Raw genomic sequence first — 23,527 nt, forward strand, 5'->3', positions numbered from 1 at the left:
GCAAGCAATTTTCATATAATTGTAGTCCATTGAAATGCTCAAAAAACAGAATTTTGGGTATCTATTTTTATTTCGGCGCTCTATAACTACCAAAAAATCTGTTGCTACTTTTAAGCTATTTACAAAAATGTAAATAGTAATTTCGGAATCGGCCTCAAAACATAAATTTTGGGTCCATATTGCGTGTGGCACATAGACGGAAATTTGTAAGGTAACAAATTATGAGAAATTGGCGAATTCCATTTAACAGACCTGCATTATTAGGTACCGAAAAGGAATATGTGAATCAGGTATTTGAGAAACAGAGATATGCCGGCGGAGGATATTTCAACACTCAATGTAATAAATGGCTCGCAGATCAGCTCGATGTTCCGGGAGTTCTTCTAACGACATCGTGTACACATTCGCTTGAAATGTCAGCAATGTTATGCGGATTAACAGCAAAAGATGAGGTCATTATTCCTTCCTTTGCCTTCACATCAACCGCGACCGCATTTGCTAGGACAGGTGCCCAAATAAAGTTTGTCGATGTTGATCCGCATACCATGAATATATCAGCTAAGCTTATTGCGAAAGCCATAACGCCGCAAACCAAGGTAGTGGTGGTTCTTCATTACGCAGGTGTAAGCTGCGAAATGCAGGAAATTGAAGATCTTTGCCAGCAGTATAATATCACAATTGTTGAGGATGCAGCCCAAGCGCTGTTCAGCCGATATAATGGCAAGCAATGCGGTAAATTCGGACGCTTTGGGTGTTTTAGTTTTCATGAAACAAAAAACCTTCATTGTGGAGAGGGCGGTGCTTTGGTGCTAAATCGGGAGGAAGACGTAGAAAATGCGGAAATCCTTCTTGAGAAGGGCACCAACCGTATGAAGTTTTTTAGAGGTGATATTTCAAAATATGAATGGGTCGGAATGGGGTCATCCTATGTTCCAAGTGAGCTAAATGCTGCGTTCTTGCTTGCGCAACTAGAAGGTCATAATGAAATACAAACGAGCCGAATGCAGGCCTGGAAGAGGTATGCGCACAATCTGGCATCATTTAATGACCAGGGTCGAATCGAGATGGCCCGTCCGCCAGAAAATCATGTTCACAACGCCCACATATTCTGGATAAAACTGCGAGATAAGGAAGAAAGAGATAATTTAATCAATTTTCTCGGTAGCCACCAAATAGGCTCCACTTTTCACTATGTGCCATTGCACACTTCTATTGCAGGGGAAAAATACGGTAAATTTATTGGAGAAGATGAAGTTACAACTTCGCATAGCGAGCGTTTGGTCCGATTGCCGCTTTATTCTGAACTTGGAATAAATGAAGTGGATGAAGTTTGCGATTTGATCTCAGAATTCTTATTACGTCATTAATTTCGAGTATGCATTGAAGTTTTTAAACAGCTCTACAATTTCTAAATTTCAGGAATATCTTTATGGATAATTTCCAGCCAATATTTATTATGTGTTCAGAACGCTCAGGAAGTAACCTGATTTTACGAGTTTTGAATTCTCACTCAGTGTTATGTGGACCACCACCATCACATTTAATCCGAACATTAGGGCTTAATTTGGCACGCTTCGGCAATCCGCAAATCAATAATTCTGACTGGGTTGATTTGACAGAGATTGTCGCAGACATCATGAAACATCAACTTGGTGTATGGAATTCAACATACTTAATAACCGATCCCGGTAAGTTAAGCGATTCAGCCGATGAACATAGCGTAAAAGCGCTGATTGAAACGGTGTATCGTTTAGAGACCCAATCTCAAGGAAAAAAACAAGCGGTCATAAAAGAAAACCAGATCTATAAATTTATTCCATTGCTCATCCAGTATTTTCCCAAAGCTCGCTACATTTGGCAGGTCCGAGACCCAAGGGATATGGCACTTTCTTGGAAAAAATCTTCCAACCACCCAGGTGATGTTAGGACGGCGGCTAAAATTTGGCAGAAGGATCAAGAGAATTTCAGACTGATTTATGGTTTTTTGAAAAATACCGATCGTATAATTCATCTCAAATATGAGGATTTAGTACAAGATAGTGCAAATACCTTGAAAAGGATTTCTAATTTTCTTGAAATCAAATTTGAAACAGACATGTTGCTGTTCCACAAAAACAAACAAACGGTCCAGAACGCTAAGAGAATTCGAGACTGGGAAAACTTAAGCAAACCTCTACTCACCAATAATTTCGATTTATACAAATCAGAACTCACTATTGATGAAATTCGATATATTGAGCAAATTTGTAAGAATGAAATGTCTATGCATGGTTATGATCTCACTCAAGAGGATGCTGATATAGATGCACTTGAAGATATGCTTCGCGATAATATCGGCACCGAAGACCTATCAACAACATCAATATCTGATGCAGAAGCTGAGAAAAAATACGGAAGCTGCGAATGGAAGTGATTCACCGAATAAACCGTAAGCAAATCGAATTATGACAGTAGTGCCGCGCGTTCAGAGCTTTAGATAAAATGCCTCACCTCACTCCGACGGCAATCTAAGTCGAGCGCACTAAACTGTGCCATTTATCATAATATGAACAAACATACTTATTTAGTTCTTAGCTTCATCGGCACCCGTATGGGGAAGGGATTTCACTGCCTGCAAAATTAACCATAATGATGTCGCAAGGCATCCACATCATACAATAAACATACAATTTATAGTGGTTATTTTTTAATCAGTCACTGTTTCGTAATTTTACTAAGTATTTTTTACAATGTAGTATAGAAAACGCCGAGAAATCTCAAGAAATCAGAACATATGCACAAAATTAGGTAAATATTTCAGATTTACTTGATTAATAGTAAAATTTTGTTCTGCTTTATTTATGTTCTTACGACTTTATATTAGGCAATTCCTAAAAAAATTAACTGATTCTTAAGAATCTTGTTGCGCATCGTCATCTTTTTAAACAACCTTTACAACTGTTAATTGTTATCCACAATTTTTAACATTTGTATTTATAGGGCGATTTGGGGATCTACCATGCGTAATATAGTTGGAATTTTTTGGTTGTTTTTGGCCATCGCAGCTGCGGTGATGATAGCACAACCAGTAGGCATTGCTGCACAAAGTTTTATTTCACTTGCGATAATCTCGCTGCTTGCCATCATCATGTTCATAAGAACACAAGGTGTATGGCGGCATATTTTCTTAGCATTAGCGTCTGTCTGTGTCTTACGCTATGCGTTTTGGCGGGCGCTCAATACTTTGCCACCAAGTGAAGACCTTTATTCATTTATTCCAGCGGTCATATTGTTTGCCGCAGAACTTTACTGCATTTTGATGTTGGGAATGAGTTTGTTCGTATCCTCTGATCCGATCAAACGTGCCAAGGCTGAAATTGTCGACGATGATTTTCTCCCAACTGTGGATGTCTTCATTCCAACTTACAATGAAGATGCAAAAATTCTTACGCTTACATTATCTGCGGCAAAGAAATTGGATTACCCAAAAGACAAGCTGAATGTTTACCTTCTTGATGATGGTGGCACAGATGAAAAATGTTCGTCTTCCGATCGGGCTGTTGCCATTGCAGCAAAAGCGCGCCGAAAAGAATTACAGGATTTGTGCGCAAGATTGGGCGTAAATTACCATGCCCGGGAAGAAAACTCACATGCCAAGGCCGGTAATCTTAACGTCGGTTTGAGCGTGTCGACAGGTGATCTTGTCGCGGTTTTTGATGCCGATCATATTCCAAGCCGAGAATTTTTGACCGAGACGGTTGGGCATTTCGTAACGAACGAACGATTGTTCTTAGCACAAACGCCACATTTCTTTTCCAATCCTGATCCGATTGAGAAAAACCTTGGAACATTTGGCAAAATGCCATCTGAAAACGATATGTTCTATCAACGTATCCAATTGGGCCTGGATCGCTGGAATGCATCCTTCTTCTGCGGATCAGCGGCCGTATTGCGTCGCGATGCATTGGAACGAGTGGGCGGATTCTCAGGGATTACGATTACTGAAGATTGTGAAACGGCATTGTCGCTGCATGCACGTGGGTGGGAAAGTATCTACATCGATAAGTCGATGATATCTGGCCTGCAGCCAGAAACACTTTCGAGCTTTATTGGCCAACGTTCTCGGTGGTGTCAGGGCATGATCCAAATCATGCTTTTGAAAAATCCACTATTTCAAGCTGGCTTAACAGGCGCGCAACGGATCTGTTATCTCACTAGCAATCTTTTCTGGATGTTCCCTTTTGCTAGGCTCACATTCCTCATTGCACCTCTTTTATTCATCGTTTTCGATATGAAAATTTACGTCTCGTCATCCGATGAATTCGTTGCCTATGCGCTCACCTATTTGGTGGTTGGTGAAATGATACGAACCTATTTATACGGCAAGGTCCGGTGGCCCTGGATTTCTGAGATGTATGAATATATCCAGTCCATTTATCTCATCCGCTCGATCTTTGCGGTGCTGATATCACCTCGCTCGCCTAAGTTTAACGTTACTGATAAGTCATCTGTAAACAAAGAACGCGCTTATTTATCGAGCTTAGCGCCTATTTATATCATGGTGTTCCTCGTGCTTTGCGCCGCGCAGATCTATGCCGTCTATCGTTACCAAACCGAACCTGAAATTGGTGGCTTGCTGATAATAGTGGGTGCATGGAACTTGCTTAATCTGACCATATCTGGTGCTGCATTAGCAGTGACCATCGAAAAGCCATGGTCAAAAGATCCACAAACGCTTCCAATATCGCGTGAATGTGAGATGCATTTAGGTGATCGCACCATCCCAGTTCTTTTAACGTCTATATCTGGGACTTCAGCAACGATCAAACCTTTGGATGGTGAAGTAATCGGCGCTGAAGAAAGAACAAGCGATAAGAAAAGACTTTGGGCGCCGGATGAGGCTACTTCGAACCTGATCTCTTCAATTGATTTTAACTTTAAATCGGGAATCAATCGCAAGGGCGAGGATATCGAGCTTGAGTTAAATCCATCGACGGAAGAGTTTGAATTGATCTCTAATTTGATGATGGCTGATATGGCCATCGCAAGGAACGAACGCCTTTCACTACAAAAACGAAAAAGCTTTTTCCTTATGTCATTCAAACTAATTGGTTGGGCTATAACCTCGCCTATCAAAGCCATCTCAATGTGGGTCTTTGATAGAGGCAGCGACGATATTGATGCCGAAAATTCTCATGCAGATATAACCTTAAAAAGCCGAAAAGGCTCTCGAGCTCAAAGACAAGTAGAGGCGGTATAAATCATGAAAAATTCAAAAAATTACCTTCTATCTTTAGCCACATCCTGTGTGATTTCCCTAACAGCTCTGACGGCAGCGCACGGAACAGCACCGTTTAAGCTCAACACAGGTGGCAATAATGAAACGTCACAAAATGCACCATTGCTCAGCGGCAAAAACCTAATTCCCTTTGCCGCAAACGCTAAGGAGCTATTCTTCTCGGGCGAGCGTAATGTGCGTGAATTTCCATTTTTTGCAAAACCAGAGGATATCTCTGGTGATGTAGAATTGGTCATCACGATGAAAAGTGCAATTTCCAACGTACCCGAATATTCAAAAATTTTGGTTTCTGTCAACGACACAAATGTTGGAACCTTGCCAATTGTTTCAGGGGATCCAAACACAATTGGTCTTAATATCCCGTCAGGAATTGTCCAGCCGGGGTACAATTCGATTTCATTTGAAGTTGATCAGGCACACCGTGTGGATTGCTCAATAAACGCAACCTACGAGCTTTGGACACAAATCGATCCCCTTAAAAGCGGGTTTAAATTTTCTTCCGCCACGGGTGGAGTTTCATCCATATCAGATCTAACGGCAATTGCCCGCACAAATAATGGCAAAACATCTATTAATGGCATTACAGATGCCATAGATGGCAGACTAATGGATGGGCGTTTTTTATCTATTATCCAAGCTGTTGCTATCGCCGCAGGGTTAGATTATCCAGACGTTAAAATCTCCAATAAAGTTGGCGAAGGTCCGGGGATTGATGTTGCAGTGGGTGATCGCGCGCGATTGCTATCGCTCTTTCCTCAATACGCAGATATTTTAAATCAACAATCCGGCCTGGTCATCGCAAGTGATCCAACTGGCCAAAGAGGTCAAGTGTTTGTAATTGCACAAAACGACCGTGATTTGGATAAAATAAAAACCGATTTGTTGTCCATGGCAGACAACATTCACAGCACTGGAACAGGTGCCGGGCTCCGGGCTTTAAGCAAATTCCATGGTATAACACTGCAAGCAAATCAAAAGATCTCTTTGTCTTCTCTCGGTTTGGATGACAAGCTATTCAAGGGTAGACATTTTGAGCAAGCAATGCAGTTTCAATTGCCAGATGATTTTTACCCTGGCGACTATGGCCGCGCTGAAATAGTTTTAAACGCGCTTTATGCACCGGGCTTATCTGAGACCGCGAGAATGGTCATTACGGTCAATGATCTTGTTGTTTCAGACATCAGTCTGGGCGATTCTAAAGACGGCATGATCAATGACCAGCAATTGCCCATTCCTTTCAGTGCATTTAGACCGGGTGAAAACTCCATAAAAATTGCAGCGCGACTGCCTGCACCAATGGATGAAAGCTGTGATGTGCTTCCGGGCAACCAAACGGCTGGACGTTTGCAGATCTTACGTAATTCATACTTGAGTATTCCGGGGATCGCGAAATCTGGAAGATATCCTGATTTGGCAACAACCGGGCGTACATTGACTGAGTTTCAATCCAAATCTGAAGATAGTCGCTTAAACATACTTGCAACGCCGATGAATGAAGAAACAATCAATGCGGCCGCAACGTTCGTAACCAAATTAGCATACACAAATAAGGTTGTTTACGACACCCAGTTTGTCAACTCGTTACCCAAATCTTCTGATGATCCGTTGCTTGTATTGGGATCATTTGCAGATATTCCTTATGACTTTACCCAGAAAATGAACATCGACTTGTCATTTGGTGCCGGTAGCTTTTCAAGTTTAGATGTTGGTGAAGCGGATCAAAATCAAAGCCTTCGCCCACTCACGGGCAACGGTAATATCGATCCAGACAATGAAATCAGCAATGCTTTTGAAGAGGTTGATTTGTCGTTCGTAATGGACCGAACAGTCACGTTGTTTAACTCCGGTATAGATACGGTAAAACATGCTACGACGGAGTTGAAAGATGGCATTAGTTCGCTTGCATATTTAACAAATGGCGGTGCATCAATTAATGCTGAACTTGAATTTGATGAGCGCGCTTATTTCCCTCCCGTGCGTGCAGATTTTGTCCTAGCTCAGCGCTTAGAGCCAACTAGAATGATCGCGCCATGGTTCATGATCGCTGCCAGTCATCCAGAAAAACTAAACGCATCAGTCTCAACACTTACTCACCCAATTGTTTGGCGCAAAATGGGCGGCTCCATTCAGGCATTTGACTTTAAAGGAAATGTTTTGGAAGAAACCGCTGCTAAGCGACAGATATTTTTTAATACGGTTGATCCAACTGATTTCACAAATTCAAGATTGCTCGCAGCAGGGTGGTTATCGAACAATTCAAACATGTACACAATCTTCACAATATTTGTGTTCGTTTTGTTGGGTCTCTTCACGCACTTGTATTTGAAAAATGGGCGTCGGAAATCATGAACCGCCGGAACTTTTTGTCGATGACAATGGGTATTTTAATGTCCACGACCGCATATACAGCGCATGCTGTTAATCCCACAAATTTTGCAGCGCAAAGTATCGTTATTGGGGGTTGGCATCTCTACAAAGCACGTTTTCTCGATGAAAGCGGCCGTATATTGGATAACGTCAACGGGAATATCTCTCATAGTGAAGGGCAGGGATATGCGATGCTGCTCGCAGTGGCTGCCAATGACCGGTCGGGTTTTGAAAAATCTGGAGATGGACACAAAAAGAACTCTTTGTCAGAAATGATCATTTGGCAGCCTGGAAATGGGAGCCAAATCACAGTCCTAATGTTACGGATAAAAACAACGCCACAGATGGCGATTTGTTAATCGCTTGGGCTCTGTTACGTGCAAGCTTTGTTTGGCGGGATAGCAGTTATATTGAGACTGCTAGACATATTGTCAAAGATATACGAGAAAAACTGATTATTGAAACGAGTTTTGGTCGCGCATTATTGCCTGGAGAGAAGGGATTTACTGCAAAAGATCAAGATGATGGCCCATTAATAAATCTTTCTTATTGGGTGTTCCCTGCAATCAGCGAATTGGGTTTGATTGATCCATTGTTTCCTGATCAGGAGCTTATCGAAACGGGTCTGTCTTTAATTCGTAAAGCGTCATTCGGACCAAGTGGTTTGCCAGCAAACTGGGTTTCTCTTGCCACAAACAGTGTCAAATTGGCTGAGAATTTTGACCCGCATTTTGGATACGATTCGGTTCGCATTCCGTTGTATCTGTCTTGGTATTCAAACGAATATCCAGATCTCATGGCCCCTTACGCTAAAGCTTGGGTGAGAGATGGCGGATATTCCCTCAAAGTCATTGATTTGCCGAGCGGAAAAGCCATCGGCGCGATGACGGATGTGGGTTATCGCGCATTGGCAGACATGGTTGTCTGTTCAAAGAGCGGAATGGTTTCTGACAGCCTCGTCAACAATTTTTCACCATCTGATTACTACCCATCAACACTTCATATCCTCAGTCTACTTGCAATAAGTGAAAGGTACCCAACATGTCTCATAAATCAATTTTGAAGTATCTGACTGTTGCTGCGCTCTGTGCAACTTCAATTGCAACTGCGCAGACAGTCTATTCCACAAACTCAGGTGCTTACGTGCCGACAAATCCGCTTGCTGATCTTAGTCGATCGCAAAATGGTCAACCCAATTCAAACTACCTGGGTGTAAACCAAGTTGCGATGCCGCAAACAATTGTTGGGAGTAATCAACCTCAACAACCAAGTCACAGTGGAGTGTACAACCAAGTCACACAAAATTCACAAATGCGCTTGCCCGCTGACCAACTTTTCCCTCAGCAACAAACGGCAAACAATGCGCCATTAATGCCGCAAAAAACAAATGTGAATGCATCAGTATCGGCCTTATCAGGTGTGAATGAAATCAATCCTGACAACCGAGTGAACAGCCCTACAAATGGCTTTAATTTTGGAACTACAGACACCGATATTGCAATAAAACCAGCGCCGAAGACGAGCAAAGAAGTCAATACATCGGCCTTACGTTTTTATGCATCTCAGCGAGATCTACACCGTGTTGGTATTGAGATGCGCCGTCTGCAGGCTGCCCATCCAGGATGGACGCCGCCAGCAGATTTGTTTTCCCCTCAACAAAGAATAGATGAGCAGCCGCTTTGGGATCTTTTTGCTGTTGGAAGCTTTGATCGCATTCGCGCTGAAATTACTGAAATAAAATCGCTGCATCCTGAATGGCAACCTTCTGAAGATCTGGTGGAGAAATTGAAGGTTGCCGAAGCGCGCGTCAGTCTTGAGCGGGCATTTGGTTATGGAGATTGGTCAACCGTTGTATCCATCGCCGCACGTGAACCAAATTTATTGGTTTGTGAGGAAGTTCAAAGTCTATGGCATTTGGGTGAAACCCTTGCAAGAATGCAGGATTATCAAAGTTCATTTGACCTTTATAAGTATGTCCTAACCGAATGTGATAATCCCAACGAGCGGTTTGCAACTGTACAAAAAGCAAGTTTGTTATTACCGCCAAACGGCATTCAAGCTCTTGTGCAGTTTGGTAAAACACTGCCAAACGGATTATCTGAATTTGAAGAAATCAGCTACAATCTATTGCGTCGACAAATTGGTGAAATTTCCCAAAATGGGCGAGATTTGTTTACTCAAATCGACCAGTCTCAACTGCAAAGATATGCCAATTATGCGATCAAATCCGCTAACGTTGACGATCTGGGTTTAATTGGTTGGTACTATTATTCGCAGGAGCAATATGCTGCCTCAAAAGAATGGTTCTTAACTGGTGCGCGGATCAAAAGAGACCCTAAACTGGTTGAAGGTTTGATTTTAAGCTTAAGAGGTATGGGGGAACATGAATCCGCATATGATATTGCCAAAAATCAACGCAAAACGTCCGATGAGATCAATGATCAATATATTCAAATCGTTTCATCAGCTTTGACCGATGAAGATATCGAACTGAAACTATCAGATAAGGTCGTTGACCAGTTTGAGGACATTGTGATCGACGCAGAATCTGCATTGGGTGCGCAATCCATTGGATGGCATATGCTTGAAGAAGGCGAGCTCACACAAGCGCGCGATTGGTTCACTCAATCCATAGAATGGGATGTGAATGAGGAGGCGGTCATTGGATTGGCTGTTCGGGCCGCACGAGCAAAACACTACCGTACCCTTCGTTCCATTATCCGCAAATATGGTGACGAATACGCATCTTTGAAAAAATTCAAGTAAACTTGAGGAATGAGTTATGTTTAGATCAATTTTGAAAAGAATTTCCAAACAAACACTGGTTTTGGCAGCTCTTGCAGCAATTGTAGTACCATTCAGCGTTACAAGTGCGGCTGCAGTGACACCTGTTTCTGCGTCCGATTTGCAAAATCTACTTTCAGGCAGGTCCTGGTTATGGAAAGCTGAAGGTGTGGGTGCAGGAATATATTTTGGACCAGGTGGGAAGGGCACCGTGTCCCTGAGAGGCAAAGTGCGCACGATCACTTGGTATACCCAAAATGGTAAAGTCTGCTACCGAGGAAGTGGTAGTAGCTGCTGGTTGGTTTACAAAGTAGGAAATTCTTATTTTTCCAGATCAACCAGAGGGGGGTCGCCTTATAAATGGCATCCAAGACGTTCAACCCGCAAAGGCAATCACGTCTTTTGATGATTTCAAACTTAACAAAGATAATGCACGCCAGTCTTTAAAAGTGGGCTGGCGTAATAAAAACGAATGCAATTGAAATAACTATGAATATTAAACCAATTAAAAAAGCGGTCTTACCTGTGGCAGGCCTTGGAACGAGATTTCTTCCTGGAACCAAAACTGTCCCAAAGGAAATGCTCAACATCGTTGATCGCCCTGTTTTGCAATATATCGTTGATGAAGCGATCGCAGCGGGCATTGAACACATCACATTTGTAACTGGTCGAAACAAAGGCGTCATCGAAGATTATTTTGATGTGCAGTTTGAGTTAAATGATACGTTAAAAAGTCGTGGCAAAGATCTCGAACTTGAGATGTTAAGCTCTTCTTTGCCTGAAGCTGGCACCACAAGTTTTACACGTCAACAAGAACCACTTGGTCTGGGTCATGCTGTATGGTGCGCTCGTGATATCGTCGGAAACGAACCTTTTGCACTTTTACTTCCTGACATGCTTATGCAGGCCGAAACAGCGTGCCTGTCCGGGATGATGGATGTTTACCGCTCAAAAGGCGGTAATGTAATATCTGTTGAAGAAGTTGCGATGGAAGACGCACATAAATACGGATTGGTTGATGTTGGCGAGAAATTTGAAGGTGGATTTAAGATCACCGACATGGTTGAAAAGCCTGCACGCGGAACAGAACCTTCAAACCTGTTCATCAATGGTCGTTATATTCTGCAACCGGAAATTTTTGATCTGTTGGCAGTGCAAGAACGGGGAACTGGTAACGAGATCCAATTAACAGATAGCATGCTGAAACTCGCGGCAAAGCAGGACTTTTTCGGTTATCACTATAAAGGCAAGACGTTTGATTGCGGGACCAAACAAGGTTTCATCCTTGCAAATGTTTCTTATGCAATGGAGCGGGAAGATATTTTCCCGCAAGTTATTGATGAGATTGCCGAACTTGTTGCAGATAAAGCTGAGAAGGTGAAAAGCGCGCTTTAAGCGTTTGACAGCATTATGAGTGCTGATTGTTTAAGCGACTTAAGAAGTTTTAATAGATGCGCTTCATTATCTGCTGAATATTTAAAGCCTACTGCCGATTTTAAAAAGAAGTCGGCATAATCATCCGGTGTTGTATCAAATTTCGCCAATCGGCTTTCAAAAGGTTCAAATAATTCGGCAAGTAACTCGGTTTTGAGTTGATCTGCATGCTTTAATGCGTCTTTACCGAATCCATCTGGTCCGCTGAGCAAGTCCTCTGAATCCGGCATATTTTGCACAGCGCGGTAATATTTTAAGATTGTCAGCTCAAAAAATGAATCAATTTTGTCAGAAACCGTGTTCTGATTTTGCCAAAGTTCGCGAACTTCTACCATTGTTTTTTCGGTCAAAAACAACATGGCAGCTGCCATCACGTCTTCTTTATTAGCGTAACTCGCATAGAGCGTTTGTCGTGATATTCCAACATGATCGGCGATATCGCCCATGGTGGTTTTCTTAAATCCGTAACGCGAAAACACATCCACGGCAGCCAATAATATATTTATTTGTTTTTGGTTCATATTATTACAACTTGACAAAAATCGAATTATTGTCCAATTATATGACAACTTGACAAAAATCAACTATTTGTCAAGTTATATATAACGGTACCCATAAGTGCTAATCGAATCTATTCTCCTTCGTTTCGACACTTATCTTACATGTTGCTCTTGGAGGCAAGCTGATGAAACTTACAGTCAATGGAAATACAGAAGAGGTCAATGTCGAACCCGACATGCCGCTATTGTGGGTTTTGCGCGATGAATTGGGCATAACAGGCGTGAAATATGGCTGCGGCATCGCACAATGTGGTGCTTGTACGGTTCATGTTGATGGCGTCGCCGTGCGTTCATGTCAAATGCGTGTTGGTGATTTGGATGGTGAGGTGACCACCATAGAAGGGCTGGGTTCAGCTGAGAAATTACACATTGTCCAAGAAGCATGGATTGAGCATCAGGTTGCGCAATGTGGTTATTGTCAGTCAGGCCAAATCATGCAGGCAGCATCATTTCTGGAGTTTAATGATGATCCAACTGACGAAGAGATCGATACCGCAATGAGTGCAAATTTGTGCCGCTGCGGAACATATCCACGCATTAGAACGGCGATCAAAACAGCCGCTAAAAACATTCGGGAGGCTTAAGATGGGACGTGTAGCAAAAATTGCGAGACGAACATTTTTGATCGGTTCCGCAGCCATTGCCGGTGGTGTGGCCTTCGGTGTTTATGCGGTTAAAAAAGATCCTGATAATCCATTATCAGCTGATTTATCTGATGGCTCAGCGACATTTAATCCATGGGTATTGGTTGATAGCGAAAAGGTGACATTAATTACACCGCATGGTGATAAAGGGCAGGGGGTGATGTCATCCCAGGCCGCATTGATTGCCGAAGAGTTAGATATTGAATTTGGTCAGTTCGAAACCTCATTTGGTAAGCCAAGCCCAGCCTATTGGAACCATGCTTTTGCGGAAGAAGGTGTACCATTTATGGCAACAGATCATGGTTTCACTGCTGAGACCATGCGTTCAATCATGGGCGGTGTTGTCAAATTGCTGGGCGTTCAAGGTACAGGCGGATCGACATCTATGGCTGATAGTTTCGACAAGCTGCGCACAGCAGGTGCAACAGCGCGCGAGACGCTCAAATTAGCGGCATCGCAAAAATCTGGTGTACCTGTCGAGCAGTTAAAGACCGCAAATGGCGCGGTACAATTGCCGGATGGCACGGAGCTTAAATATACCGAGCTTGCCAACTTGGCCGCCACGGTTGAACCGGTCAAAGACGTCAAACTACGTGATAAAAGCCAGTGGCGCCTCATCGGTAAATCAATGAAACGTATTGATATTATTGATAAATCAACCGGAGCCTTGCCCTATGGTATTGATATATCGGTCGAAGGTATGTTGCATGCAACTGTATGTGTAAACCCCAAAAAAGGTGGCTCGCTTAACGGTTATGATGCTGCAGAAGCCAAGCAGATGCGCGGTGTGAAAGACGTGATTGAAATCACCAATGGGGTTGCAGTCGTTGCAGATAATACCTGGCGCGCGTTTAATGCAATGCGAACCATTTCCTTTGATTGGGGGAACGCAACCATACCGCCGGAACAGGAAGAGCATTGGGCAACCTTGTCCGATAGCTTCAAAGAAGAACTATTAGATAGCACTTGGCGCGATGATGGTAATGCGGAAGAAGCGTTTAAAGATGGTGCAAGTTTCTCGGCTGAATATCGCTCACCATATGTGGCGCATGCTCCGCTTGAACCGCTCAATGCTATAGTGTTGGTGACCGATGATCAGGTTGAAGTTTGGACAGGGCATCAATTACAGCGTCAACTTCAGCTTCTTGTTGCAGGCGTGACTGGTCATGAGCAAGATCAGGTGATTTTGCACAATCAGTTTATGGGTGGCTCATTCGGCCATCGTCTTGAATTTGAGCACTTGAAACAAGCCGCTGAAATCGCTAATAAAATGCGCGGTACACCAGTGAAACTGACTTATTCACGTGAAGAAGATTTCGCACATGATTTCCCGCGTCATATCTCCATGGGGCGCGGCCAAGGCATGGTCAAAGATGGCAAAGTCACCGCAATTGATCTTTCTCTTGCAGCACCATCCGTGATGGCATCCCAAGGTGGCAGGGCCAATTTGCCTTTCCCCGGTCCTGATAGCCAATTGGCAGCGGGAGCATGGAACAATCCGTATAATATTGATACCTACCGCATGACAGCCTATCGAGCGCCGGAACTTGCGCCAACATCGTCTTGGCGTGCAGTGGGAGCACCTGCTGCCGGGTTCTTCTTTGATAGTCTCTTAGATGAGCTTATTCATGAAGCAGGTGCTGATCCAATGGAAGAGCGTATTCGCCTGATGGGTCATGATGCGTCACGCAAAGTTTTGGAAACAGCCGCTGAAATGTCCAATTGGGGATCAGATTTAGGACCGAACCGAGGTCGCGGAGTTGCATTTGTTGAAAGCTTCGGTGTTCCAGTCGCAGAGGTGGTTGAAGTCACAAATACAAACGCAGGCATAAAAATCGATAAAGTTTGGGCCGTTTGCGATGTGGGTACGATTGTTGATCCGATCAATTTTGAGAATCTGGTTCAGGGTGGTGTTGTCTTTGGTCTAGGCCATGCGATCAATTCTGAGATCACGTATTCCGACGGTAGCGCAGATCAATCGAACTATCACATGCATGAAGCCATGCGTATGTACCAATGCCCGGACATCATCGTCAAAGGCTTGGAAAATGGCAGCAAAATTCGTGGTATTGGAGAGCCGCCAGTACCGCCAGCGGCGCCAGCATTAGCCAATGCCATTTTTGCGGCAACGGGTACGCGTCTTCGGGAAATGCCATTTAATAAATTCATAGATTTCGTTTAGGGGGCAGGGCAATGAAGAAACTCAGTTTAGCTGTTTTAGCAGCATCCATTGCGTTTGCATCACATGCATTTGCGGCAGAATCTGTCGGTTCAAATCGGGTGCTTAATGAATTCCCGGACGGGTCAATTTCGCAAGAAGAAGGTCTGCAAAATTGGCAGAAATTCTTTGAAGTGGCATCGCATCCGCGGTGCGCTAATTGTCATGTGGGCGCTGATCACAAACCGATGTGGTCGGGTCCTAGCTTTGGTGACAAAGCACGTGTTCACGGTATGAATATCAATGCTGGTGAAAGCCGAATTGGGGCTGAAACTTTGTTGTGTTCAACGTGTCATGTGACGTTAAAAGAACCCGATCCAAATGCCAATTCCATCCCCCATGCTGCGCCAAAAGTTGCCATGGAATGGCAGTTAGCACCAGTCGACGCAGAATGGTTTGGCAAGTCATCAAGTTACATTTGCAACCAGCTGAAAGATCCAACACGCAACGGCGAACGCACGATCAAAGAAGTTGCAGTTCACTTGGATCATGATCTCATTTTGCATTGGGCATGGGAGCCGGGCGGAACGCGTGAACCCGCGCCACACTCTCTGCAAGAAACAATGGATGCTTTGATGAAGTGGTCGGCTGCCGGGACCCCTTGTCCAGAATAAACCTTTTGATTTGATCTAAAAATACTGAATAATTACAACAGATTATCTAAATAATCGGAATCAAAATTCAAACGAGTTAAAGTGCCAAAAATTGACAATGAATATGGCTAAAATGGCCATATTCCGCGCGGGAATTTTCTCCGAGTAACTTCCAAAATTTCAGATGCCAGTTGCCGAATTTGCAATTTGTGTTAGCATTTAGGTGGGAGGAACGATGCCGATAGATCAGAATATGGTGTTGACGCATACCGAGCGCGTACAGAATTCAATCGCAGAAGATGCTTCTGCGGTTTCTGCTATTGCGGCCTCTTGGCGGCGTTCAATGTTGCATTATGGGCTGAGCCCGGATCAAGCAAAATCCGAGAACCAATTGTCCGAAACAGAACTCAAAGTAGTTCGTGATCGCATGGAGCTTTTGCTGCATGTTGCGCGACCCATTTTAGAGCAATTGTTCCGCACGGTTGGCCGCTCAGGTTGCTGCGTAATTTTATCTGATGTTCAAGGCGTGGTGTTGGATCGTCTCAGCAATGTCGGTGATGATTTGTCATTTGATGGCTGGAATTTGCGCATGGGTTCTGTTTGGAGTGAACAGCAACAAGGCACCAATGGCATTGGCACTTGTGTCAATGAAGAACGCACAGTGTTGATCCATAAAGACCAACATTTCAGCTCACACAATATCGGTATGACCTGCATGGGTTCGCCAATCTTTGATGTCAACGGCAAATTGATGGCCGTCTTAGATGTATCAAGCGCCCGAGATGATTTCACATTTGAGCTGGCACAATTGATCACGTCTCATGTTGCAGAAACAGCATATCGTATTGAGACTGAATATTTCAGAGCTTCGTTCACCGATGCGACTGTGATTGTTGCAGATGGTTTCAGCCCCATTGGTACGCCACTATTAGCGTCTAACCGGGATGAGTTCATTGTGGGTGCAAATCGCGCTGCACGCCGTATGCTGAACTTGCAAGATGAAACATTTTCATCACCGATTTTTATCAATGACCTCTTTACCAATGCTGGTGCGAGATCTGGATTAGATGCTGCTGAAAAGTCAGAAGTTCATAAAGCCATTGCTCGATCCAATGGCAATATGAGCGCTGCTGCAAAAAGCTTGAATGTCAGCCGAGCGACTTTTTATCGATTGATGAAGAAGCATAATATCAGCCGGCAATAGCTTTGTGTTTTAAAAGTGTATCACTTCTGAAACACTCAGCCCGCTGATTAAACGACACCGTAATTGACTAAAAACGGCCCCATTGGTTCACTTATGCCAGCAAATGGAGGTGATGCTACGTGGAAATGTCAGGTGAAGTGCGTATCGAAGCAACTGTCGATGAAGTTTGGGCAGCGCTCAATGATGCGGAAATTTTAAAAGCTTGTATTCCAGGCTGCCAGGAACTTGAAAAAGTTTCCGACACAGAAATGACGGCTAAGGTCGTTCTAAAAATTGGCCCGGTCAAAGCCAAATTTGGCGGTGAAGTCACACTTGAAAATCTCAACCCACCGAATTCCTATTCCATCGTTGGAGAGGGAAAGGGCGGTATTGCCGGATTTGCCAAAGGTGGCGCAGATGTCTCGCTAAAGCAAGACGGTGATGAGACAGTGTTGAATTATGAGGTCAAAGCGCAAGTGGGCGGAAAGATCGCCCAATTGGGTTCACGTCTCATCGATTCAACATCAAAGAAACTGGCAAATCAATTTTTCGAAAACTTCCGAAATGCTTTGACGGAGGAGCCAGAGCAAGTCGGTTAAACACAAACTAAGTCTATTAAATTGGGAGGAATGGATGACAGAAATTTCAATGGTCGTGAACGGCAAATCGGTGAAAGCTGATGTCGCCGATAACACGCTTTTAGTTGATTATATTCGTGAAAGCCTCAGACTAACGGGCACGCATGTCGGCTGTGACACAAGTCAGTGCGGCGCTTGTGTCGTGCATGTGGATGGCAAAGCTGTCAAATCTTGCACAATGCTTGCTGCATCAGCGCAAGGTGCTGATGTGACCACAATTGAAGGCTTAGCCAACGGTGATCTTCACCCAATGCAGGCAGCCTTTAAAGAAAATCATGGCCTGCAATGTGGGTTCTGTACACCCGGTATGATTATGTCTGCAACCGATATGGTGGCGCGCTACAACGCATCTGGCAAAGAGCTTACAGAAGAAGCCATTCGCGATGAGCTGGAAGGCAATATTTGCCGATGCACAGGTTATCATAACATCGTCAAAGCCATTGCGGACGGTGCGTCCAAAATGACGAACGCTTAAGGGAGGCTTGCAAAATGAGTGAAGGAATTGGCGCGAGTGTCCGCCGTAAAGAAGACAAAAGATTTATCACCGGTAAAGGCAAATATACCGATGATATCAAACAGGAAAATCAGGCTTATGCAGCCTTTGTTCGATCACCCCATGCCCATGCGGTGGTTAAATCAATTGATGCATCAGAAGCTGAAGCTATGGATGGCGTTGTTGCCGTTTTAAATGGCCATCAGCTCACCGAAGATGGCATTGGCAATATCATTGCCGGTTGGGCGATCACGTCCAAAGATGGATCAGGAATGAACATGGGTGCCTGGTCTGCGCTTTGTACTGAAAAAGTGCGCTATGTGGGTGACACAATTGCGATTGTTATTGCAGATTCGCAAGAAATCGCCCGCAATGCTGCTGATGCTGTAATGGTGGATTTCGATGTTCTACCTGCTGAGGTGAACCCTGAAGCAACATTGGGCAGTGGTGCACCGCAAATTCATGAAAATGCGCCAAATAATCAGATTTATGATTGGGAAATTGGTGATGAAGCCGCAACAGACGCGGGTCTTGCCAGCGCTGCACATGTGACCGAGATGGAGATTATCAATAATCGCTTATCTCCAAATCCGATGGAGCCACGTGCAGCGATTGCGATTTTTGATGAGGCGGAAGAACACTATACACTTTACACAACAAGCCAAAATCCGCATGTCGCAAGATTGCTTCTATCAGCATTCTATCAAGTTGCACCTGAGCATAAATTGCGTGTGGTTGCACCTGATGTTGGTGGCGGATTTGGATCCAAGATCTACGTCTATCCTGAAGAAATTGCGTGTCTTTGGGCATCGATGAAAACCAACCGTTCGGTAAAATGGACATCTACGCGAAGCGAAGCATTCTTAACCGATGCGCATGGTCGTGATCATGTGACACGCGCGAAATTGGGCTTTGATGCAAACGGCAAGATCGTTGGTTTTAAAGTCGACACAATCGCCAATATTGGCGCATATATGAGTTTGTTCTCATCGGTGACGCCGACATATCTCTATGCAACTTTATTGTCTGGCCAATATGATATGCCAGCCATTCACGGCAATGTCCGTGCTGTTTATACCAATACGGCACCAGTGGATGCATATCGTGGGGCAGGGCGTCCAGAAGCAACGTATCTTGTTGAACGGATGATGGACACCGCGGCGCTTGAAATGGGTGTTGATCCGGCAGAATTGCGCCGGAAGAACTTTATCCAATCCTTCCCGTATCAAACACAAGTGATTATGAATTACGATTCAGGTGACTTCCCGGGCTGTATGGATAAAGCGCAAGCAGCAGCTGATGTTGCAGGATTTGCAGCACGTAAAGCTGAATCAGCTTCACGTGGTAAATTACGAGGCATTGGATATTCATCCTTTATCGAAGCCTGCGGTATCGCGCCATCAGCGGCAGTTGGTTCGCTGGGTTGCGGTGTGGGTCTATGGGAATCTGCTGAAGTTCGTGTGAACCCGGTTGGTACAATTGAAATTCTCACAGGTAGTCATTCCCATGGTCAAAGCCATGAGACAACCTTTGCGCAATTGGTCAATGACCGCTTTGGCATTCCGATCGACAATGTGCAAATTGTGCATGGCGATACGGACAAAGTTCAGTTTGGCATGGGAACTTATGGCTCCCGTTCTGGTCCGGTTGGCATGAACGCGATTGTCAAAGCCCTCGACAAGGTCGAAGCGAAAGTGAAAAAGATCGCAGCGCATGTTTTGGAAGCTTCTGAAGATGACATTGTCATTGAAGCTGGCGAAGTTAAGATCGCAGGCACCGATAAGAAAATGGCTTGGCATGAAGTTGGTTTAGCTGCTTATACAGCGCATAACCTTCCTGAAGGCATGGAGCCTGGTCTTAAAGAAGGCGCGTTCTTCGATCCGATCAATTTCTCCTTCCCATCAGCTACCTTGATTTGTGAGGTTGAGGTCGATCCAGATACTGGTGTGACGGATATTGTCCAGTTCACAACGGCAGACGATTTCGGCGTGATCATCAATCCAATGGTGGTTGAAGGCCAGGTTCACGGCGGTATTGCCCAAGGTATTGGTCAAGCCATGCTAGAAAATGTGGTCTATGATGAAAGTGGGCAACTGCTCACAGGTTCATATATGGATTACGCCATGCCACGTGCGGATGATCTGCCATCCTTCACCATTGAGCACAATAATGTCCCAAGCCCGAGCAATCCACTTGGCTTAAAGGGCTGTGGTGAGGCTGGAGCGATTGGTGCACCACCAGCTGTGATCAATGCGATTTGTAATGCAATTGGCAACAACAATTTGTCGATGCCAGCCACGCCTTCAAAAGTGTGGGCTGCATTACAAGAAGTTTCAACGCAACAAGCAGCAGAATAGGAGAGTTATTATGTCTGAGCTTAAATATCACAAAGCTTCGAATGCTTCTGAAGCTGCAAGTCTGATCAGCGGTACTAAAGATGGTAAGTTCTTGGCTGGTGGCCAAACATTATTGCCAACCATGAAAGCAAAACTGGCAGCGCCAAGTGATCTTGTCGATGTCAGCTGTGCAAGTGACATGATCGGTATTACCATCAGCGGAAAGACTGTTTCCATTGGTGCAATGACCACCCATGCTGATGTGGCGGGTAATCCCGAACTTAACGCGGTTTGCCCTTCCATTTGCGCACTTGCGGGTAATATTGGTGATCCGGCTGTTCGTCATAGAGGCACAATTGGCGGCTCTGTTGCCAATAATGATCCGGCTGCTGATTATCCCGCTGCGCTTTTGGCGCTTGGTGCAACGATTACGACCAATAATCGTGACATCTCTGCCGATGATTTCTTTGTTGGCATGTTTGAAACAGCGCTCGATGATGGCGAGATCATCACGAAGGTCAGCTTTGATGCACCGGAGAAAGGCGCTTATGCCAAGTTTCCAAATCCTGCATCTCGCTATGCGATGGTGGGTGTTTTTGCGGCGAAATCTGCAGGTGGCGCACGCGTTGCAGTCACTGGTGCTGGCTCTGATGGCGTGTTCCGTCAGTCAGAGATGGAAGCGGCACTCGATGGGTCATGGAGCGCTGACTCTGTCTCCGGTGTAAATGTATCGGCAGATAATCTCTTATCGGACATTCATGGCGATGCAGCCTATCGGGCTAATTTGGTCAAGGTAATGGCCGCTCGCGCTGTTGCAAACGCATAATGAAATGATCAAACTATCCCCGAGGTGCTTCTGCTTTGGGGATATCAAATAATATGACGAAAACTTCTTCAATTCCTCTTCCTTCCTCAATTGATGCGACCTTAGAATTACTGAGGACCAACGACTACGTCTGTGATCGAAGTCTTGCGACGCTGACATATCTATCGCTTACGCTTGATCGTCCCATATTCCTTGAAGGTGAGGCCGGTGTGGGGAAAACAGAACTTGCGCGGACGCTGGCAAGTGCATTGGGACGCGATCTGATTCGTTTGCAATGCTACGAAGGGTTAGATGCAAGTACGGCCGTTTACGAGTGGAATTTTGCAGCACAAATGCTGGCCATGAAGGGCTCAGACCAAGACATTGATATTTATGATGAGAAGTTTCTCATACGTCGTCCGCTCCTTCAAGCAATTGAAAAACATGAAGGCGGACCACCAGTTCTTTTGATTGATGAAATTGATCGCACTGATGCACCATTTGAGGCTTTTTTGCTCGAAGCTTTGTCTGATTTTCAGGTCACCATACCCGAAATTGGTACGATAAAAGCGCCTTTGCCTCCCATTGTGATACTGACATCAAATCGGACGCGGGAAGTCCATGATGCGCTCAAACGCAGATGTTTGTATCATTGGGTGGATTATCCTGATTTCGACCGCGAATTGGAAATCATCAAATCCCGTATCCCAGAAGCTGCAGATGCGCTTAGTCGCGAGATTGTCGCATTTGTTCAGGAATTGCGATATGAAAACCTGTTCAAAAAACCTGGTCTGGCAGAAACCATAGATTGGGCGAGCTGTCTTGTGGCTTTGGATGTGGTGGCGCTGTCGCCAGAAGTTATCGCTGACACCGTTGGCGCAATGCTGAAATACCAGGATGATATCGCTAAGCTTCAGGGCTCTGAAGTCTCACGCATATTAGAGGCGAGCAAAGCCAAACTTGGTGCCAATGGCTAGCGTGACGTCACAGCCCGGTGAGGGGGATGATGGGCGCTTAGTCGATAATATTATCTATTTTTGCCGAGCATTACGTCGTGCTGGGGTGCCTGTTGCGCCTTCGCAAATCAAAGACCTCGTTCGTGCAGTAGAAGTAGTTGGCTTTTCTCACAAACAGGATTTTTATCAAACATTGCGCGCATGTCTCATCATACGCCGTGAACATATGGAAGTGTTTGAACAGGTTTTTAATCTGTTTTGGCGTGATCCAGAATTCCTCAATAAGATGATGCAAACGATGCTGCCGTTCGCTCAAAATATGGAGGAAACTCCGTCTGAACCCAAAGCCGCTGCCAATCGGGCCGCTGAGGCGATGTCTGACAGTTTGCCACCACCATTGGTGAATGAAAGCAAAAATCAAGAAGAGCTTATTCTCGATGCGAAATTTAGTTTTTCTCAGAACGAGCGGCTGAAATCGATGGATTTTGAGCAGATGTCAAATGCGGAAATCAACGATGCAGAGCAGGCTATTTCGCGATTGGATTTTCATCTGCCCGCAGCGTTATCAAGGCGTTATAAAAAAAGCGTTCGTGGTCCTAAAATCGACATGAGAGCGAGCCTTCACAATGCTCGATTGAGCGGTGGCGAAGTATTGAAACTGCTGCGCAAACGACGCATAGAAAAACCACGAAATTTGGTCATTTTGATCGATATATCAGGCTCGATGTCTACCTATTCCCGTATGATGATGCGTTTTGCCAATGCAATATCAACCAATCGGCAACGCGCAAAAGGCAATGATTGGGCCAAAGTATATACCTTCACTTTTGGCACACAATTGACCAATATTACGCGACAAATTGCAGATAAAGATCCAGACATCGCATTAAAATCCGTTGGTAATACCGTGCAAGATTGGGATGGTGGGACCAAAATCGGTACCAATTTAGAAGCCTTTAATCTTAACTGGTCTCGACGCGTATTAAACTCTGATGCCGTGGTATTGCTGATGACCGATGGTTTAGAACGTGGTGATACTCAAGTATTGGAAAGCCAAATTAAACGGTTGAAGCTGTCTTGCGACCATTTAATCTGGCTTAATCCACTATTGCGATTTGATGAGTTTCAACCACTTGCGAGCGGTATAAGAACCATTCTCCCCAGTGTTGATAAAATGGTGAGCTGCCATAACATCAATTCGCTTTGTGAGCTATCAAAGGCCTTTGAAGATTAGCGCT

At 44.6% G+C, this 23,527-nt stretch carries 18 protein-coding genes and 1 pseudogene; 18 read left to right on the forward strand and 1 reads right to left on the reverse strand.

The features are described from left to right. The first annotated feature begins 221 nt into the window (after positions 1–221). From rffA to ACZ1GZ_RS09080, 8 genes and pseudogenes are all read left to right on the forward strand, one after another. Positions 222–1,367 (forward strand): dTDP-4-amino-4,6-dideoxygalactose transaminase, encoded by a 1,146-nt coding sequence (gene rffA, locus ACZ1GZ_RS09045; RefSeq protein WP_472668170.1) that lies wholly within the window; start codon positions 222–224, stop codon positions 1,365–1,367. 62 nt (positions 1,368–1,429) lie between these two features. Further along, entirely contained in the window at positions 1,430–2,413 is a 984-nt protein-coding gene (locus ACZ1GZ_RS09050) for a sulfotransferase family protein (protein ID WP_472668171.1), read from the forward strand. Between the two features lie 585 nt (positions 2,414–2,998). Further along, entirely contained in the window at positions 2,999–5,239 is a 2,241-nt protein-coding gene (bcsA, locus tag ACZ1GZ_RS09055) for a UDP-forming cellulose synthase catalytic subunit (RefSeq protein WP_472668172.1), read from the forward strand. Between the two features lie 3 nt (positions 5,240–5,242). Further along, on the forward strand, positions 5,243–7,627 hold the full coding sequence (locus tag ACZ1GZ_RS09060) for a cellulose biosynthesis cyclic di-GMP-binding regulatory protein BcsB (RefSeq protein WP_472668173.1): 2,385 nt from the start codon (positions 5,243–5,245) through the stop codon (positions 7,625–7,627). A gap of 38 nt (positions 7,628–7,665) precedes the next feature. Next, positions 7,666–8,708 (forward strand): annotated as a pseudogene (locus ACZ1GZ_RS09065) (glycosyl hydrolase family 8). Then, positions 8,687–10,411, forward strand: coding sequence for a hypothetical protein (locus ACZ1GZ_RS09070; RefSeq protein WP_472668174.1), 1,725 nt, complete (start codon positions 8,687–8,689; stop codon positions 10,409–10,411). Before ACZ1GZ_RS09065 ends, ACZ1GZ_RS09070 begins: the two are co-directional and overlap by 22 nt. A gap of 16 nt (positions 10,412–10,427) precedes the next feature. Beyond that, complete coding sequence (locus ACZ1GZ_RS09075) at positions 10,428–10,835, forward strand: hypothetical protein (RefSeq protein WP_472668175.1); 408 nt, start codon at positions 10,428–10,430, stop codon at positions 10,833–10,835. An 83-nt stretch (positions 10,836–10,918) separates the two neighbouring features. After that, positions 10,919–11,824 (forward strand): UTP--glucose-1-phosphate uridylyltransferase, encoded by a 906-nt coding sequence (locus ACZ1GZ_RS09080; protein WP_472668176.1) that lies wholly within the window; start codon positions 10,919–10,921, stop codon positions 11,822–11,824. Here ACZ1GZ_RS09080 and ACZ1GZ_RS09085 read toward each other — a convergent pair. After that, entirely contained in the window at positions 11,821–12,384 is a 564-nt protein-coding gene (locus tag ACZ1GZ_RS09085; protein ID WP_472668177.1) for a TetR/AcrR family transcriptional regulator, read from the reverse strand. The genes ACZ1GZ_RS09080 and ACZ1GZ_RS09085 overlap by 4 nt on opposite strands. 164 nt (positions 12,385–12,548) lie before the next feature. Between ACZ1GZ_RS09085 and ACZ1GZ_RS09090 the strand changes: the two genes are divergently transcribed. From ACZ1GZ_RS09090 to ACZ1GZ_RS09135, 10 genes are all read left to right on the forward strand, one after another. Then, a complete protein-coding gene (locus ACZ1GZ_RS09090; RefSeq protein ID WP_472668178.1) occupies positions 12,549–13,007 on the forward strand; it encodes a (2Fe-2S)-binding protein in 459 nt (152 codons plus the stop codon). Between the two features lies 1 nt (position 13,008). After that, positions 13,009–15,249, forward strand: a complete 2,241-nt coding sequence (locus tag ACZ1GZ_RS09095) for a xanthine dehydrogenase family protein molybdopterin-binding subunit (RefSeq protein WP_472668179.1) — start codon at positions 13,009–13,011, stop codon at positions 15,247–15,249. 11 nt (positions 15,250–15,260) lie between these two features. After that, positions 15,261–15,899 (forward strand): hypothetical protein, encoded by a 639-nt coding sequence (locus tag ACZ1GZ_RS09100; protein WP_472668180.1) that lies wholly within the window; start codon positions 15,261–15,263, stop codon positions 15,897–15,899. Between the two features lie 214 nt (positions 15,900–16,113). Further along, the gene (locus ACZ1GZ_RS09105; protein WP_472668181.1) at positions 16,114–17,082 is read left to right on the forward strand and encodes a GAF domain-containing protein; all 969 of its coding nucleotides are present in this window, start codon (positions 16,114–16,116) and stop codon (positions 17,080–17,082) included. Between the two features lie 119 nt (positions 17,083–17,201). Then, the gene (locus tag ACZ1GZ_RS09110; RefSeq protein WP_472668182.1) at positions 17,202–17,660 is read left to right on the forward strand and encodes a CoxG family protein; all 459 of its coding nucleotides are present in this window, start codon (positions 17,202–17,204) and stop codon (positions 17,658–17,660) included. A gap of 34 nt (positions 17,661–17,694) precedes the next feature. Then, positions 17,695–18,174, forward strand: coding sequence for a (2Fe-2S)-binding protein (locus tag ACZ1GZ_RS09115; RefSeq protein ID WP_472668183.1), 480 nt, complete (start codon positions 17,695–17,697; stop codon positions 18,172–18,174). A gap of 14 nt (positions 18,175–18,188) precedes the next feature. Then, on the forward strand, positions 18,189–20,549 hold the full coding sequence (locus ACZ1GZ_RS09120; protein WP_472668184.1) for a xanthine dehydrogenase family protein molybdopterin-binding subunit: 2,361 nt from the start codon (positions 18,189–18,191) through the stop codon (positions 20,547–20,549). Between the two features lie 10 nt (positions 20,550–20,559). Further along, complete coding sequence (locus tag ACZ1GZ_RS09125; protein ID WP_472668185.1) at positions 20,560–21,354, forward strand: FAD binding domain-containing protein; 795 nt, start codon at positions 20,560–20,562, stop codon at positions 21,352–21,354. A gap of 53 nt (positions 21,355–21,407) precedes the next feature. Further along, the gene (locus ACZ1GZ_RS09130) at positions 21,408–22,310 is read left to right on the forward strand and encodes an AAA family ATPase (RefSeq protein ID WP_472668186.1); all 903 of its coding nucleotides are present in this window, start codon (positions 21,408–21,410) and stop codon (positions 22,308–22,310) included. Beyond that, entirely contained in the window at positions 22,303–23,523 is a 1,221-nt protein-coding gene (locus ACZ1GZ_RS09135) for a vWA domain-containing protein (RefSeq protein WP_472668187.1), read from the forward strand. The genes ACZ1GZ_RS09130 and ACZ1GZ_RS09135 overlap by 8 nt, the downstream gene beginning before the upstream one ends. Positions 23,524–23,527: the final 4 nt, after the last annotated feature.

It is taken from the genome of Lentilitoribacter sp. JB5-8 (assembly GCF_055693385.1).